General features: G+C 72.9%; 15 protein-coding genes. 11 read left to right on the plus strand and 4 right to left on the minus strand.

What is annotated here, in order from left to right:
- Positions 1-159: 159 nt before the first annotated feature.
- Positions 160-747: a TetR/AcrR family transcriptional regulator gene (locus ACWGH0_RS05425; RefSeq protein ID WP_453402808.1), complete on the minus strand. Its 588-nt coding sequence runs from the start codon at positions 745-747 to the stop codon at positions 160-162.
- A gap of 124 nt (positions 748-871) precedes the next feature.
- On the opposite strand from ACWGH0_RS05425, the gene ACWGH0_RS05430 reads away from it, so the two are divergent.
- The 7 genes from ACWGH0_RS05430 to ACWGH0_RS05460 all read left to right on the plus strand — a co-directional run bounded on the left by ACWGH0_RS05430 (position 872) and on the right by ACWGH0_RS05460 (position 8438).
- Positions 872-2596 carry a CocE/NonD family hydrolase gene (locus tag ACWGH0_RS05430; RefSeq protein WP_453402809.1) on the plus strand — a complete coding sequence of 575 codons (1725 nt, stop codon included), beginning with the start codon at positions 872-874 and terminating at the stop codon, positions 2594-2596.
- An 85-nt stretch (positions 2597-2681) separates the two neighbouring features.
- The gene (locus ACWGH0_RS05435) at positions 2682-4340 is read left to right on the plus strand and encodes an ABC transporter substrate-binding protein (protein ID WP_453402810.1); all 1659 of its coding nucleotides are present in this window, start codon (positions 2682-2684) and stop codon (positions 4338-4340) included.
- Positions 4337-5287 (plus strand): ABC transporter permease, encoded by a 951-nt coding sequence (locus ACWGH0_RS05440; protein ID WP_453402811.1) that lies wholly within the window; start codon positions 4337-4339, stop codon positions 5285-5287. Before ACWGH0_RS05435 ends, ACWGH0_RS05440 begins: the two co-directional genes overlap by 4 nt.
- Positions 5284-6159: an ABC transporter permease gene (locus tag ACWGH0_RS05445; RefSeq protein ID WP_453402812.1), complete on the plus strand. Its 876-nt coding sequence runs from the start codon at positions 5284-5286 to the stop codon at positions 6157-6159. The genes ACWGH0_RS05440 and ACWGH0_RS05445 overlap by 4 nt, the downstream gene beginning before the upstream one ends.
- Complete coding sequence (locus ACWGH0_RS05450; protein WP_453402813.1) at positions 6156-7160, plus strand: ABC transporter ATP-binding protein; 1005 nt, start codon at positions 6156-6158, stop codon at positions 7158-7160. Before ACWGH0_RS05445 ends, ACWGH0_RS05450 begins: the two co-directional genes overlap by 4 nt.
- Complete coding sequence (locus ACWGH0_RS05455) at positions 7153-7971, plus strand: ABC transporter ATP-binding protein (protein WP_453402814.1); 819 nt, start codon at positions 7153-7155, stop codon at positions 7969-7971. The genes ACWGH0_RS05450 and ACWGH0_RS05455 overlap by 8 nt, the downstream gene beginning before the upstream one ends.
- Positions 7968-8438 (plus strand): DUF3237 domain-containing protein, encoded by a 471-nt coding sequence (locus ACWGH0_RS05460; RefSeq protein WP_453402815.1) that lies wholly within the window; start codon positions 7968-7970, stop codon positions 8436-8438. The genes ACWGH0_RS05455 and ACWGH0_RS05460 overlap by 4 nt, the downstream gene beginning before the upstream one ends.
- Here ACWGH0_RS05460 and ACWGH0_RS05465 read toward each other — a convergent pair.
- A complete protein-coding gene (locus ACWGH0_RS05465; RefSeq protein WP_453402816.1) occupies positions 8423-8890 on the minus strand; it encodes a MarR family winged helix-turn-helix transcriptional regulator in 468 nt (155 codons plus the stop codon). The two genes, ACWGH0_RS05460 and ACWGH0_RS05465, sit on opposite strands and share 16 nt — an antisense overlap.
- 162 nt (positions 8891-9052) lie before the next feature.
- Here ACWGH0_RS05465 and ACWGH0_RS05470 point away from each other — a divergent pair, with 162 nt between their 5' ends.
- Genes ACWGH0_RS05470 through ACWGH0_RS05485 form a run of 4 tightly spaced genes read left to right on the plus strand, consistent with a single transcriptional unit; the run spans position 9053 to position 12885 of the window.
- A complete protein-coding gene (locus ACWGH0_RS05470; RefSeq protein ID WP_453402817.1) occupies positions 9053-9967 on the plus strand; it encodes an SDR family NAD(P)-dependent oxidoreductase in 915 nt (304 codons plus the stop codon).
- Between the two features lie 2 nt (positions 9968-9969).
- Positions 9970-10860 (plus strand): amidohydrolase family protein, encoded by an 891-nt coding sequence (locus tag ACWGH0_RS05475; protein WP_453402818.1) that lies wholly within the window; start codon positions 9970-9972, stop codon positions 10858-10860.
- A gap of 40 nt (positions 10861-10900) precedes the next feature.
- On the plus strand, positions 10901-12433 hold the full coding sequence (locus ACWGH0_RS05480; RefSeq protein ID WP_453402819.1) for an acyl-CoA synthetase: 1533 nt from the start codon (positions 10901-10903) through the stop codon (positions 12431-12433).
- Positions 12430-12885, plus strand: a complete 456-nt coding sequence (locus tag ACWGH0_RS05485) for a MaoC family dehydratase (RefSeq protein WP_453402820.1) — start codon at positions 12430-12432, stop codon at positions 12883-12885. Before ACWGH0_RS05480 ends, ACWGH0_RS05485 begins: the two co-directional genes overlap by 4 nt.
- 51 nt (positions 12886-12936) lie before the next feature.
- Here ACWGH0_RS05485 and ACWGH0_RS05490 read toward each other — a convergent pair whose 3' ends face one another.
- Together ACWGH0_RS05490 and ACWGH0_RS05495 are read right to left on the minus strand one after the other, a co-directional pair.
- Positions 12937-13152, minus strand: coding sequence for a hypothetical protein (locus ACWGH0_RS05490; protein ID WP_453402821.1), 216 nt, complete (start codon positions 13150-13152; stop codon positions 12937-12939).
- 46 nt (positions 13153-13198) lie between these two features.
- Complete coding sequence (locus tag ACWGH0_RS05495; protein WP_453402822.1) at positions 13199-14140, minus strand: hypothetical protein; 942 nt, start codon at positions 14138-14140, stop codon at positions 13199-13201.
- Positions 14141-14160 lie beyond the last annotated feature (20 nt).

Consider the following 14160-nt stretch of genomic DNA (forward strand, 5'->3'; position numbering starts at 1 on the left):
GCGGCGGCGGCACGGGGCCGGCAAGGGCGTGCGGCACACGGCGTGGCGGCACGCCCGGCGGGGCTGTCATACAACGACGTTTTATCTCGGGGGTCAGCCTGGGACCGCCCGGCCGAACTGTCAACCCCGTTCCCGCGGCGCGGGACGACGCGGGGAGCGTCAGTCCCGCGCGGGCCGCCCGCCGAGGAGGTCCAGCAGGGCCAGGGCGGTCCGGGTGCCGCGTTCGGTGGACCAGCTCTCCGGGTCTTCGAGGGTGGAGAGCCAGTACCCGCGGAACAGCAGGTGGAGGATGTCGGCGCCCAGCGCCGGATCGGGCAGGCCGGCCTCCGCGGCCAGCGCGCCGAACTCGGCCCGGCTGCGCCGCGACGTCGCACGCCGGAGCTCCTCGACCTCGGCGCCGGCGCCGGGCCCCGCGCTGGCGATCTCCATGAGGAGCCGCCGCTGCACTTCGTCGTCACGTTCGGTGGTGCACATCCAGCGGGCCGCCGCGCGCAGCCGGTCCGGCCCCGCGACGCCTTCGAGGACCTGCTCCATCTCCCGCGTCCAGCCCTCCTCCGCCCGGCGCAGGGCGTTGATCATGAGCGCGGAGCGGCTGGAGACGTAGTTGGTCACCATCGCCGTCGATCCGCCGAGCTGGGCGGCGACCGCCCGGATGGTGACGGAGCGGACGCCGCGTTCGCGGGCGACCTGGATGGTGGCGTCGGCGATCTCGTCGAGCCGCCGCTCCTCGTCTACCTCAATCGGCATGTCGCAGACCTTAACCCAAGGGGTTGACCCCGTTTGCATGGAGCTGCAATGTTGTCATACAACGCCGTTACATGACGTCGTTGTTCAACGTTCGCGCCGCACGTTTCCCGATTCCGGAGATCACATGAGCCTTCCCTTCGAACGGATCCGCCCGGCCCCCGTGCCGGAGCGGGCCCGCCAGCACCTGGTGCGGATGCGCGACGGAACCCGGCTTGCCACCGACGTGTACCTCCCCGACGACCGGAGCGGCGACGGGAGCGACGAGCGGGGCGGCGACGGGAACAAAGACGGCATCCCCGCCGTGCTGGTCCGCCTGCCGTACGACAAGAACAGCCGGTACGTCTACTTCGACAAGGTCGCCCCGCTGTTCACCGCCCGCGGTTACGCCCTCGTCGTGCAGGACGTGCGCGGCAAGTTCCGTTCCGGGGGCCGGACCTTGCCGTTCGTACGGGAGCCCGAGGACGGCTACGACTCCATCGAGTGGATCACCCACCAGCCCTGGTCCGACGGCGTCGTGGGCATGTTCGGCGACTCCTACTACGGCTTCACGCAGTGGGCCGCCGTGGCCGCCCAGCACCCCGCGCTGCGCGCCATCGTCCCCCGGGTGACCACCGTGGACTTCAACGCGACCAGCCAGGGCGACCCGGCCGGCCCGGGGCGCCCGGTCTGGCTGGAGGGCATCGAGTACTACGCGCACCACTGGGTCGACCAGGACAGTTACGAGTACGAGCCCGACCGCTCCGTCCGCCCGGTCATCGAACAGTACGAGCAGGCGTTCCGCGCCATCGGCGCGCGCTCCGCGTGGTTCGACCTGCTCGCACCCCGCTACACGAACCTGTTCCACGCGGTGGGGCGCCACCCCTTCGACGCACGGCCCGTGCCGGTGCTGCACTGCGTCGGCTGGTTCGACAACATCGGCGTCCCGCACATGCGCGACTACACGGAACTGGCCGCCCGGCCCGGCTGGGACGCCGTGCAGTACCTCTGGGCGGGCGCGATCGACCACGAGAACTACCACCTCGGCCTCGCGCCGGCCGGGGAGGACGACGACCACGCGGTCAGCGAGGCGGCCCTCGACCGCATGCTGGCCGGCTACGCCGGTCCGGCGCTCGACTTCTTCGACGTGTTCCTCAGGGGCGTCCGCCCGGCGTCGTCGCTGCCGAAGGTGACCTGGGAACTCGGGCACGCCGGCTGGCGGACGTCGAGCACGTGGCCCCCCGCCGGGAGCGTCGAGCGCACCTTCTGGCTGGCCGCTCCGGCCGACGCGGCGGGCCCGCCGCCGGGCGGGGCGCTGGCCGAGGCCCCCGCTGCCGGCGAGAACGACGTCCGGTGGGCCTACGACCCGGACGCCCTCGTCCCGTCGCTGGTCCCCAACTCCTTCGCCCTCCTCCAGACCCACCCCGACGCCGCCGCCACGGCCGCCCGCGACGACGTCCTCGTCTTCAGCGGACCGGTGGCGTCGCAGCCGCTCGACCTGGCCGGCCCGGTCGGACTCGACCTGCGGGTCACCAGCACAGCCCCGGTGTTCGACGTCTTCGCGAAACTGCTCGACCTCGCCCCCGACGGGCGGGCCCACCTGGTCGTACGGGGCGAGGTCTCGGTCCGCGGCGGGGCCGCGCCGGAGAGCGTGCACATCGAACTCGGCCACACCGGCTACCGGTTGCGGCCGGGGCACCGGCTGGCGCTGCTGCTCGCGAGCAGCGACTACCCCATGTTCCTGCCGTCCTCCGGCACCGACGAGAACCCCTGGACCACGACGGCCCCCAAGGCCGCCACGCAGACCCTGCGCACCGGCGGCGCGGACGCGTCCCGCCTGACCGTCACGGTGCTTCCCCCGCCCTCGACGTGAGCGCCCGGTCCATCCGTACCGCCGCACGACCCCTCTCCGAAGGACCCCGCCACCGCACCAGCACTCCCCCATCAGGAGCACCGACATGCACGCTCCCCGGTCCGTCCCGGCCCTCACGGCCGTGGCCGCCCTGCTGACCCTGTCCGCCTGTACGGCGAACGGCCCGAGCCCCGCCGGCCCGGCGGCCGGTCCGCCGAAGCTGACCACCACCACACCCGCCGCCACCGGCACCCTGGACCACGTCACGTGGAACCTCCCGTTCGGTGAGCCGGCCACGCTGGACCCGGCCAAGGTCGGCGACTACTCGCCGAGCACCGTGCTGTCCAACCTCTGCGACCCCCTGCTGCGGCTGAGGCCCGACTACTCCGTCGCACCCGGCCTGGCGCGGTCCTGGCACCGGCCGGACGACAAGACGCTGGTGCTGAACCTCCGTACGGACGTGAAGTTCTGGAACGGCGCACCCATGACCGCCCGGGACGTCGTGGCCAGCCTGGAACGCCAGCGGGACCCCGCCACGCAGAGCGTCAACGTGCAGGTGATGGCCGGCGTCACCACCATTACCGCCACCGGCGACCACCGCGTGACGATACGGTCCAAGGCCCCCGACCAGCTCCTCCTGAAGTACCTCGTGAACGGCTTCGGGGCGGTCAGCGAAGCGGCGTACCTGAAGAAGGCCGGCTCCTCCTACGGCACCGCCAAGGGCGGCCTGATGTGCACTGGTCCCTTCGAGCTCACCCGCTGGAAGTCCGGTGACTCCATCACCGCCGTGCGCAACACCGCCTACTGGGACGCCGCGCTGCGGCCGAAGGCCAAGAAGCTGACGTTCAGGTTCATCACCGACAACAGCACCCTCACCAGTGCCCTCATGTCCGGCCAGATCGACGGCAGTTACGAGATCCCCTCCACGGTCGCCAGGGCGCTGCGCTCCTCCGGCGCCGGCACCGTCCACTACGGCCCCTCGGCGCAGACCGTCTTCCTCTACCCCACCGGGCCCCGCTCCCCGCTCGCCGACCGCCGCGTCGCCGACGCGCTGTCCCTCGTGCTCGACCGCGACGCCCTCGTCAAGAACGTCTTCGACGGCGCCGCGCAGCGGCAGAAGACCTTCATCCCCTCACTGGTGTGGAAGAACAGCGAGGCGGCGGACGTCTACGCGGACGCCTACGACGCGCTGCCCCCCGTACCCGACGTCGACGTGGCCGAGGCGAGGAAGCTGGTCGACCGGGCCGGACCCGGACAGCGCACCATCACCGTGGCCATGGGCGCCGGGGACCAGCAGTCGCTCCAGATCCTGACCTTCCTCCAGGCCGCGGCGAAGAAGATCGGCCTGAAGATCGTCATCAGACAGCTCCAGCCGACGCAGATGTCCGGGCTGTTCTACAACCCGGCCCTGCGCGAGGGCCTGGACGCCACCATGGTCCTGGGGTACGTCGAGATCCCCGACCCCCTGTCGTACGCGGAGATGCTCACCGCCCCCGAGTCGCCCCTGAACTGGACCCGTTACGACAACGACGAGGTGACCTCGCTGATCCGGCGGGCGAAGGCCACGCTCGACCCCCACCGGTCGGCGACGCTGTTCACGCGGGCCCAGGCCCTCTACTCCAAGGACCTGCCGGTCGTCCCGATCGTCTGTCCGTACGAGCGCCTCTTCCTCAACAAGCGGCTCAGCGGGGCTCCCGCGTCCTTCGCGTACATCAACATGCCGTGGGCCGCCCGCCTCGGCGGCACCGGTGGGGGCGGCTCATGATGTGGCGCTTCGCCGCCCGCCGCACCGCGATGCTCGCCGTGACCGCGCTCGTGGCCAGCATCGCCGTCTACGGCGCGCTGTTCGTCTCCCCCGGCGACCCGGCCACGCTGCTGATCGGCGGCGGCAAGCCCCCGAGCCCCGCGCTGCTCGACGAGATCCACCGCCAGTACCACCTCGACGATCCCTTCGCCCGGGGCTACTGGCGCTGGCTGACCGGCATGCTGCACGGCGACGCCGGCCAGTCCCTCACGTACAAGGACTCCGTCACGCACCTGATCGCCGACCGCGTCGGCAACACCGTGTTCCTCGTCGCCTACGCGGCGGTCCTGATCATCGTCCCCGGCGTCGCCCTCGGCGCGCTGGCCGCCCTGCGCGGCGGCTGGAGCGAGACGGTGGTGACCGTGGCGACCACGGCCCTCATGGCGATCCCCACGTTCGTGATGTCGGTCCTGCTGATCTGGTGGCTGTCCGTGCTGTGGGGCTGGTTCCCGGCGTACGGCGCCGGCGAGGGCTTCACCGGGCGGCTCGAACACCTCACCCTGCCCGCCCTCGCGCTCGCCGCCTCCTGGCTCGCGTACGTCGCCCAGGTCACCCGGTCCGCGGTCCGCGCCGAGCTCGGCTCGGAGCACGTCCAGACCGCGCGCGGCCGGGGCATCCCCGAACGCGTCCTCGTGCGCAAGCACGTCCTGCGCAACGCGTCGGCGCCGATCTTCTCGGTCTCCGGTGTGGCGGTGGCCGGACTGATCGCCGGGTGCTCCGTCGTCGAGCAGGCGTTCGGCGTCAACGGTATCGGCGCCCTGCTCATCCAGAGCGCGGCCAAGCAGGATCTCGCGGTGGTCCAGGCGCTGGCACTGATCACGGTGGTGGTCTTCGTCGCGGTCAGCACCCTCGTGGACGTGGTCACCGCCGCGCTCGACCACCGCGTATCGCTGGAGGGCGGCACATGAGCACGTACGAGATCGTGACGCCGGGCGGCGGGCGGGCGCGCCCCGGCCGGGTCCGCGCCCTCACCAGGGGCGACGGGACGCTGGTCGCCGCAGCCGCCGTCGTGGCCCTGGTCGTGCTGGCCGCCGTGTTCGCGCCGCTCGTCGCGCCCTACGACCCGAACGCGGTGAATCCGGCGGCCGTCTTCCAGGGCAGTTCGGCGGCGCACTGGCTCGGTACCGACGAGGCCGGGCGCGACATCCTGTCGCGGCTGCTGCACGGCGCCCGGCCCAGCCTGCTCGCTCCGGCGATCGTCGCCGTGACGGCCGGACTGGCCGGCACGGTGCTCGCGGTGACGGCGGCCTGGCTCGGCGGCTGGTACGACCGGGTCCTCTCCGGGACGCTGGGGGTCGTCTTCGGCTTCCCCGGCCTGGTCCTGGCCGTGCTCGGAGCGGCGGTCTTCGGCGCCGGACTGCACATCGCGGTGGTGACGCTGTCCGTCGCGTTCCTCCCCTACATCGCCCGTGTCGTACGCGGCGCGGCCCTGCGGGAGCGCCAACTGCCGTACGTCTCGGCGCTCCACCTGCTGGGGATGTCCGGGTGGCGCATCTGCCTGCGCCACCTCGCCCCGAACCTGCTGCCCCTGGTGCTGGTGCAGGTGACCACCTCGTTCGGCTACGCGCTGCTGGACGTCGCGGCGTTCTCCTTCATCGGTCTCGGCGCCCAGCCGCCGACCGCCGAATGGGGACTGATGGTCGCCGGCGGCGCGTCCGGCATCCTGGCCGGCCGTCCCGAACAGTCCCTGTACGCCGGTCTGGTGATCGTCGTCTTCGTCATCGCCTGCAACCTCCTCGGCGGCGGCCTGTCCCAACGGCTCCTGGGAGACCAGCGATGAACCGTCCCCGCGCCCTCCTCGAAGTCGAGGGCCTCCACGTCACCCTGCCGGTCGCGGGCCGGCCGCGTACGGTCCTCCACCGGGTCGACCTCGCACTGCCCGCGGGTTCGGCCCTGGGGCTCGTCGGCGAGTCCGGATCGGGCAAGTCGGTCACCGCCCGGTCGGTGCTGCGGCTGCTGCCCGGCGGCGCGCGCACGGGCGGAGACCTCCGGTTCGACGGCGTGTCCGTACCGGCCATGGGCGCGGCCGAACTGCGCGCACTGCGCAGCCGGGACGTCGCCATGGTCCACCAGGACCCGCGCGCGCACATCAATCCGGTCCGTACGATCGGCGACTTCCTCACCGAGGGGCTCGTCACCACCCGGGGCGTCCGCCCCCGCGAGGCCGAGGCCACCGTCACCGCCCTGCTGCGGGACGTGGGCATCCCGGACGCGCGGCGCCGCCTGCGCCAGTACCCGTCGGAGCTCTCCGGCGGCCTCCTCCAGCGCGTCATGATCGCCGCCGCGCTGGCCTGCGGGCCCCGGCTGCTGCTCGCGGACGAACCGACCACGGCGCTCGACGTCACGACCCAGGCGGAGGTGATGGCCGTCATCGACGAGAGCCGCGCCGGGCGCGGACTCGCGATGCTGTTCATCACGCACGACCTGGCCCTCGCCGCCGCCGTCTGCGACCGCGTCGCGGTCATGTACGCGGGGTCGGTGGTGGAGGAACTGCCCGCCGGACGCCTGCACACCAGCGCCCGCCACCCCTACACCCGCGCCCTGCTGGCCTCCCGCCCCGATCCCGGCGCGGACGCCCAGCCGCTGCGGGCCGTCGCGGGCAAGCCGCTGCCCGCGTACGCGGTGGGGCCGGGGTGCGCCTTCGCGCCCCGCTGCTCCCTCGCCGAGGACGTGTGCCGGACCGAGCGGCCGGAGCCACGGCCCGTGGGCGACGGCGTGGCCGCCTGCCATTTCCCCGTGCGGGTCCCGGTACCGGGCGAGAGGAGCACCGATCATGGCTGACGCGCCCCCGCCACTCGCCCTCGAAGTCACCGGGCTGCGCAAGACGTTCGGTCCGTACGTCGCTGTCGACGGCGTCGATCTGGCCGTGGAGCCGGGCGGGGCGCTGGCCGTCGTCGGGGAGTCCGGCTCGGGCAAGACGACCGTCGCCCGGATGATCACCGGTCTGGAGACACCGACGGCCGGGACCGTCCGGCTGGGCGGGCGGGGCCGGCCGGGGGGCCGGCTCCGCGCCGCCGAGCGCAGGCTCTTCGCCCGGGAGGTGCAGATGGTGTTCCAGGACCCCTACGCGTCGCTCGACCGGCACCAGCGGGTCGGCGACTGCGTCGGTGAGGTCCTCGCCCTCCACACGGACCTGCGCGGCTCGGCCCTGGACGGGAGGGTGGCCGAACTCCTCGACCAGGTCGGGCTCGACGAACGCCAGGCGGCCTCGCTGCCGCGCGCGCTGTCCGGCGGGCAGCGCCAGCGGGTCGCCGTCGCCCGGGCGCTGGCGGTCCGCCCTCGTGTCCTCGTGCTCGACGAGGCGGTGGCCGCCCTGGACGTGTCCGTCCAGGCGCAGATCCTCACCCTCCTGCGCGGCATCCGCGAACAGACGGGGGTGGCGTACCTGTTCATCACGCACGACCTCGGCATCGTGCGGCACGTCTGCGACGACATCGTCGTGATGCACCGCGGCCGTGTCGTCGAGAGGGGTTCCGCCGCCTCCGTGCTGTCCGCTCCGCAGGACCCCTACACCCGCGAACTGCTCGACTCCGTACCGCGACCGGGCTGGAAGCCTGCCCGGCGAAACCCACCGAAAGGAATGTCCCGATGACCTCCACCCCGCCGCCGGCCCCCTCCCTGTCCTTCGCCTTCGAGATCAGGGCCGAGATCGCCGAGCCGCTGCACATCGGCCACGGCGACGGCGAGCGCACCGAGTTCACCCCCATCACCGGCGGCAGCGTCGAAGGACCCCGACTGCGGGGAACCGTGCTCGCGGGGGGCGGCGACTGGTCCAGCACCCGCGGCGAGATCTGCGAACTGGAGGCCCGCTACCTCATCCGCGCCGAGGACGGCGCCGTGATCGACATCGTCAACCGCGGCTACTTCCGTGCCGGGAGCGACAGCGGCGACCAGTACGACGGTGCCCTGAAGGTGGCGGAGGCGGGCTACTACTTCCGTACGTCGCCCGTCTTCCGCACCGACGCCCCCGCGCACCGCTGGCTCGCCGAGACCGTCTTCGTGGGGCTGGCGCGGGAGGAGGACGGGGACATCGTCATCCGCCTCTACAGCGTCGACTGAGCGTCGGCCGGGCCGCCCAGCGGCCCGGCCACGCGCACCAGGAGCTCGTGCAGGGTCCGGCGCTCCCCCGGGTCGAGGGGGCCGAGCAGCTGCTCGGTGACGTGTGCGGCGTCGGCGTCGCTGTCGTGCAGGAGCCGCCGGCCGGCTTCGGTGAGGACGACGACGCGGTTGCGGCGGTCGTCCGGGTCGGGCCGCCGCTGCGCCAGCCCGAGGCGCTGGAGGTCGTCGACGAGGCCGACGACGGCGCTGGGGTCGTAGCCGAGCCGGTTGCTGAGCTCCCGCTGGCGCGCGCCCTCCACGGCGGCCAGGTAGCGCAGCACCGCGTAGTGCCGCAGGCGCAGGCCGTGCCGCGCGAGCGCGCTGTTGAACAGGCTGCCGGAACGCAGGCCGAGGCGGTAGAGGACGTACCCGGTGTCCTCCCGCAGGCCGCTCATCCAGGGTTCGTCGGTCATGTCGCTGATCGGGGGCTCCGGTGGGTGTGGCGGACGGATTTCGCCGCCCAGTTTCCCAGTTGTCACTGACGAGAACAACCATTGACGTCAGCAATGATTGCTCTTAACTTCGATTTATCGCGGTGCGTCCGTCGCACTTCTCCCTACGAAACGAGAACGCGCATGTCTGTGGATCTGACCGGCAGGGTCGCCGTGGTGACCGGCAGCGGTCGCGGGCTGGGACTCGCCTACGCCGCCGCACTGGCCCGCGCCGGGGCGGCGGTGGTCGTCAACGACGTGGACGCCGGGGCGGCCGCCCGCGCGGCGGAGGCCATCGGCTCGCAGGGCGGCCGGGCCGTCGCCGAGGCGGTCGCGGTGGGAACATCCGAGGCGGCCGAGCGCCTGGTGGGGCGCGCGGTGGAGGAGTTCGGCCGGCTGGACGTGATGGTCACCAACGCGGGCATCCTGCGCGACGGCGTGCTGTGGAAGATGACCGACGAGGACTTCGACGCCGTGATCACCACGCACCTGCGGGGGACGTTCACCTGTGCGCGCGCCGCGGCGGTGCGGATGCGGGAGCAGGGCGAGGGCGGCAGCCTGATCATGGTGGGCTCGCCCGCCGGCCAGCGCGGCAACTTCGGCCAGACCAACTACGCCGCCGCCAAGGCGGGCATCGCCGCCATGGTGCGCACCTGGTCCATGGAGCTGTCCCGTGCCCGGATCACGGTCAACGCCGTCGTGCCGGTCGCCGCCACCGCCATGACCGAGACCGTCCCCGCCTTCGCGCCCTACGTCGACGCCCTGCGGCGGGGCGAGCCGCTGCCGGACTTCCTGCGCAAGGGCGAGGGCTTCGGCACCGCCGAGGACTGCGCCGCCCTCGTGCCCTTCCTCGCCTCCGACGCCGCGCGGGAGGTCACCGGGCAGTGCGTCGGCATCGGCGGCGACCGGCTGGCGCTGTGGTCGCACCCCGCCGAGACGGCGGTGGCGTACGCGGACGGCGGCTGGACCCCGGACGGCATCGCGGCCGCGTGGGCCACCTCCCTGGGGCGCGAGCCGCAGAGCGTCGGCATCCCCGCCCCTCGGATCCCGGGAGCCTGACCATGTCCACCGCACCCACCGCGCCCATCGACCTCGCGGCCCTGACGGCGATCGACGTCCACACGCACGCGGAGGTCTCCCGGAACGGGCACGGCGCACTCAGCCCCGAGCTGTTCGACGCGTCCGAGGCGTACTTCAAGGCGCACGGGCACCGCCGCCCCACCATCGACGAGATGGCCGACCACTACCGGCGGCGCGCCATGGCCGCGGTGGTCTTCACCGTCGACGCCGAGCACGCCACGGGGCATCCGCGGATCTCCAACGAGGAGATCGCCGACAACTGCGCCGCCCACGCGGACGTCCTCATCCCCTTCGCGAGCGTCGACCCGTGGAAGGGCCGGGCCGCCGCCCGCGAGGCGCGGCGGCTGGTGGCGGATTACGGCGTACGCGGCTTCAAGTTCCACCCCAGCGTCCAGGGCTTCTTCCCGAACGACCGGATGGCCTACCCGCTGTACGAGGTCATCGAGGAGACCGGCACGATCGCCCTGTTCCACACCGGCCAGACCGGTATCGGGGCCACCGTGCCGGGGGGCGGCGGGATCCGGCTGAAGTACTCCAACCCGATGCACGTGGACGACGTGGCCGCCGACTTCCCGGAGTTGAAGATCATCCTGGCGCACCCGTCGTTCCCCTGGCAGGACGAGGCGCTGGCCGTCGCCACGCACAAGCCGGGGGTGCACATCGACCTGTCCGGCTGGTCCCCGAAGTACTTCCCCGAGGTTCTCGTGAAGTACGCCAACTCCCTGCTCCAGGACAAGGTCCTCTTCGGCTCCGACTACCCCGTGCTGACGCCCGACCGCTGGCTGGCCGACTTCGCGCGGCTGCCCGTCAAGGACGAGGTGCGGCCGAAGATCCTCAAGGACAACGCCGCCAGGCTGCTCGGACTGACCTGAACCTCCTCCCCCTGTCTCCGGCCCTTGAAGGAGCGGCCCCATGCGCAACGAGGGACTCGGGTCCTGGCCCGCACGACGGGCCCGCAAGACCCCGCACCGCCCCGCGCTCGTCCAGGACGGCGCCACCTTCACCTACGCCCGGTTGCACGAGCGCACCACCCGCCTCGCCCACGCGCTGCGCGCGCGGGGCGCCAGGCGCGGCGACCGCGTCGCGTACCTCGGCCCCAACCACCACACGTTCCTGGAGACGCTGTTCGCCGCCGGCGTCCTGGGCTGCGTCTTCGTCCCGCTGAACACCAGACTGGCCGCCGCCGAGATCGACTACCAGCTGCGCGACAGCGGCGCCCGCTTCCTCGTGCACGCGCCCGGCCACCACGACGTGGTGACCGCCCTGGACGCGGGCCGGCCGGACACCGTGGTGACCGTCGGCCAGGACTACGAAGCCTGGCTCGACGGGGCCGACGACACGCCCTTCGACGAACCGGTCGGCGGCGACGACCTCTGTCTGATCATGTACACCTCCGGCACCACGGGCCGGCCCAAGGGCGCCATGCTCACGCACGCGAACCTGACCTGGAATGCGGTCAACGTCCTCGTGGACCACGACCTGACCGCGGGGGAACGCGCCCTGGTGGCCGCCCCGCTCTTCCACGCCGCCGGGCTCGGCATGCTCGCCCTGCCCGTCCTGCTCAAGGGCGGCACCTGCGTCCTGGCCGGCCGCTTCGACCCGGCACAGGCCCTGCGGACCATCGCCGAGCAGCGCATCACCTTCATGTTCGGGGTGCCGACGATGTTCGACCTCATGAGCCGCCGGCCGGGCTGGGAGTCGGCCGACCTCAGCTCCCTGCGCCTGCTCACCTGCGGCGGCGCCCCCGTGCCGATTCCGCTCATCCGTACGTACGAGCGGCGGGGCCTGACCTTCCAGCAGGGGTACGGCATGACGGAGGCGGCCCCCGGTGTCCTGTTCCTGGACGCCGAACACGCCGTCTCCAAGGCGGGTTCTGCGGGTGTCCCGCACTTCTTCAGCGATGTCAGGGTGGTCCGCCCCGACTTCACCGAGACCGACGCGGGTGAAGTGGGGGAGGTCGTGGTGCGCGGCCCGCACGTGAGCCCCGGCTACTGGGGGCTGCCCGAAGCGGGCGCCGCCGCGTTCACCGACGGCTGGCTCCGCAGCGGCGACGCCGCCCGCCGGGACGCCGACGGCTGCGTCACCATCGCCGACCGCATCAAGGACATGTACATCTCCGGCGGCGAGAACGTCTACCCCGCCGAGGTGGAGAGCGCCCTGCTGGCGCACCCCGCGATCGCGGAGTGCGCCGTGGTCGGCGTGCCCGACCCCAAGTGGGGCGAGGCGGGTCTCGCCGTGATCGTCCCCCACCCGGGCGCCCGGCCGGACCCGGACGGCGTACGGGAATTCCTGGCCGGCTCCCTGGCCAAGTACAAGATCCCCCAACGGGTGGTGGTCGCGGACGCACTGCCCCGCACCGCCTCCGGAAAGCTCCTCAAGCACCCCCTGCGCACCCAGTACGGACCCGACTCCCCGCCCCGCACCGCACGAGAGGAACAGCGATGACCATCACCGTCGACAGCCTGGACGAGCTGAGGGCCCTGGCCGGCAGCGACCTGGGCACCAGCGCGTGGACCGCCGTCACCCAGGACCGGATCAACACCTTCGCCGACGCCACGGACGACCACCAGTGGATCCACGTCGACCCCCGGCGGGCACAGAAGGGTCCGTTCGGCGCCCCCGTCGCCCACGGCTACCTCACGCTGTCGCTCTTCATCCCCCTGTTCACCGGCCTCCTCGACGTCCGGGGCGTCAGCACCAAGGTCAACTACGGCCTCAACAAGGTCCGCTTCCCCGCGCCGGTCACCGCCGGCTCCCGCATACGCCTCGCCGCCCGTCTCACCGACGTGACCGACGTTCCCGGCGGCGTGCAGATCACCGTCGACGGGGCGATCGAGATCGAGGGCGGGGCCAAACCGGCCGCGGTGCTCCAGAGCCTGTCCCGCTTCTACGCCTGACGCCCCACGCCCACGGCCACGGACCGGCGCCGGAAGCGGCGCCGGCCGGTGTCACGCGCGGCCGGGTTCGGAGGGCTTCCGGCGGGCCTCCGCCTCCGCCTCCGGTGCGTACGCCGCGCAGTCGGGATTGCGGCAGGGGCCCGGGCGCCAGACGGGCACGAAGACCCCGAGGGACTTGTGCCGTTGAATCTCGGACGTGACGGGATGCTTGCAGACCGGACAGACGTGCCGGGCCCGCGTTTCGGTCTCACGCTCATTGCTGCCCATGCCTCCACGGTATGCCCGCCTCCGCGAATAGGACAGACCGGCACATCTAACCCAGCGACTTGTCCCGCCACCGCACGAACAGACTCTCCGCGTCACCGGTGTACGACCAGGGGACGCGGGTCGCCCGGTTGTCCAGCAGGCGGAAGACCGCCGGGGCCTCCTCCGCCATGCCGGCCTGCACCAGACCGTGGACCAGGCAGTTGAGATCGGCGACGTCCTGGGCCAGCGGGACGGTCCGGTGGCCGATCCACTTCTCCAGGGCGGTCCGCAGGTCCCAGCGCGCCCGCTCCCCGTTCCAGTGGAAGGCCAGTCCGATCGACGTCCTGCCGCCGTCCTCCGTCTGCCTGCGGTACTGCTCCGCACGCGCTGTCTGCGGCAGGATCGCGAGCGGCGAGCCGGCGGGCGCGTACGACGCCGCCTCCCAGGCGAAGTTGTTCGCCTCGCCGTGCGAGCCGTGCCAGCGGTCGGAGAGGTAGCGCAGCGCCTGGTGGTGGCCCTCCCGGTGGTACGGGTCGCGGTCCCTCAGCTCCTTCCACCAGTGGCCCATGTTCGGGTCGCCGCCCTCGTACAGCCGGCCGAGCGCGACCAGCGAGACGTACGGGTGCGGGTCGTCGGGGGCCAGGTCGGACGCCTGGAGGCACATCCGGGCCGCCCGGTCCAGGCCGTCCCTGCCGGGCGGCGTCCCGGCCCGCGCCCCGGCGAACATCCGCATCACCTCGGTCTCGGCGCGCAGCACGGCCGCGTCCGGGTTCGCCGGGTCACCGGCGTGCCAGACGTCCACGGTGCGCCGGTTCGCCGCCGCGTCGGCGAGCAGGCGGATGCGGTGGGTGCGGCGGTCCCAGTCGTCGCGGGGGTGGTCGGCGAGCAGGTCGCGGGCGCCCTCCCAGCGGCCCATCACCATGTCCTGGCAGCCCTCGGCGAGGGCCCGGTCACCGTACGCGGGGTCGTACAGCGGTGCTCCGGAGCGGCGGCGAAGCCAGGCTGGCATGGACGGGTCCCCCATCGGGT

The sequence above is a fragment of the Streptomyces sp. NPDC054887 genome (genome assembly GCF_053610585.1).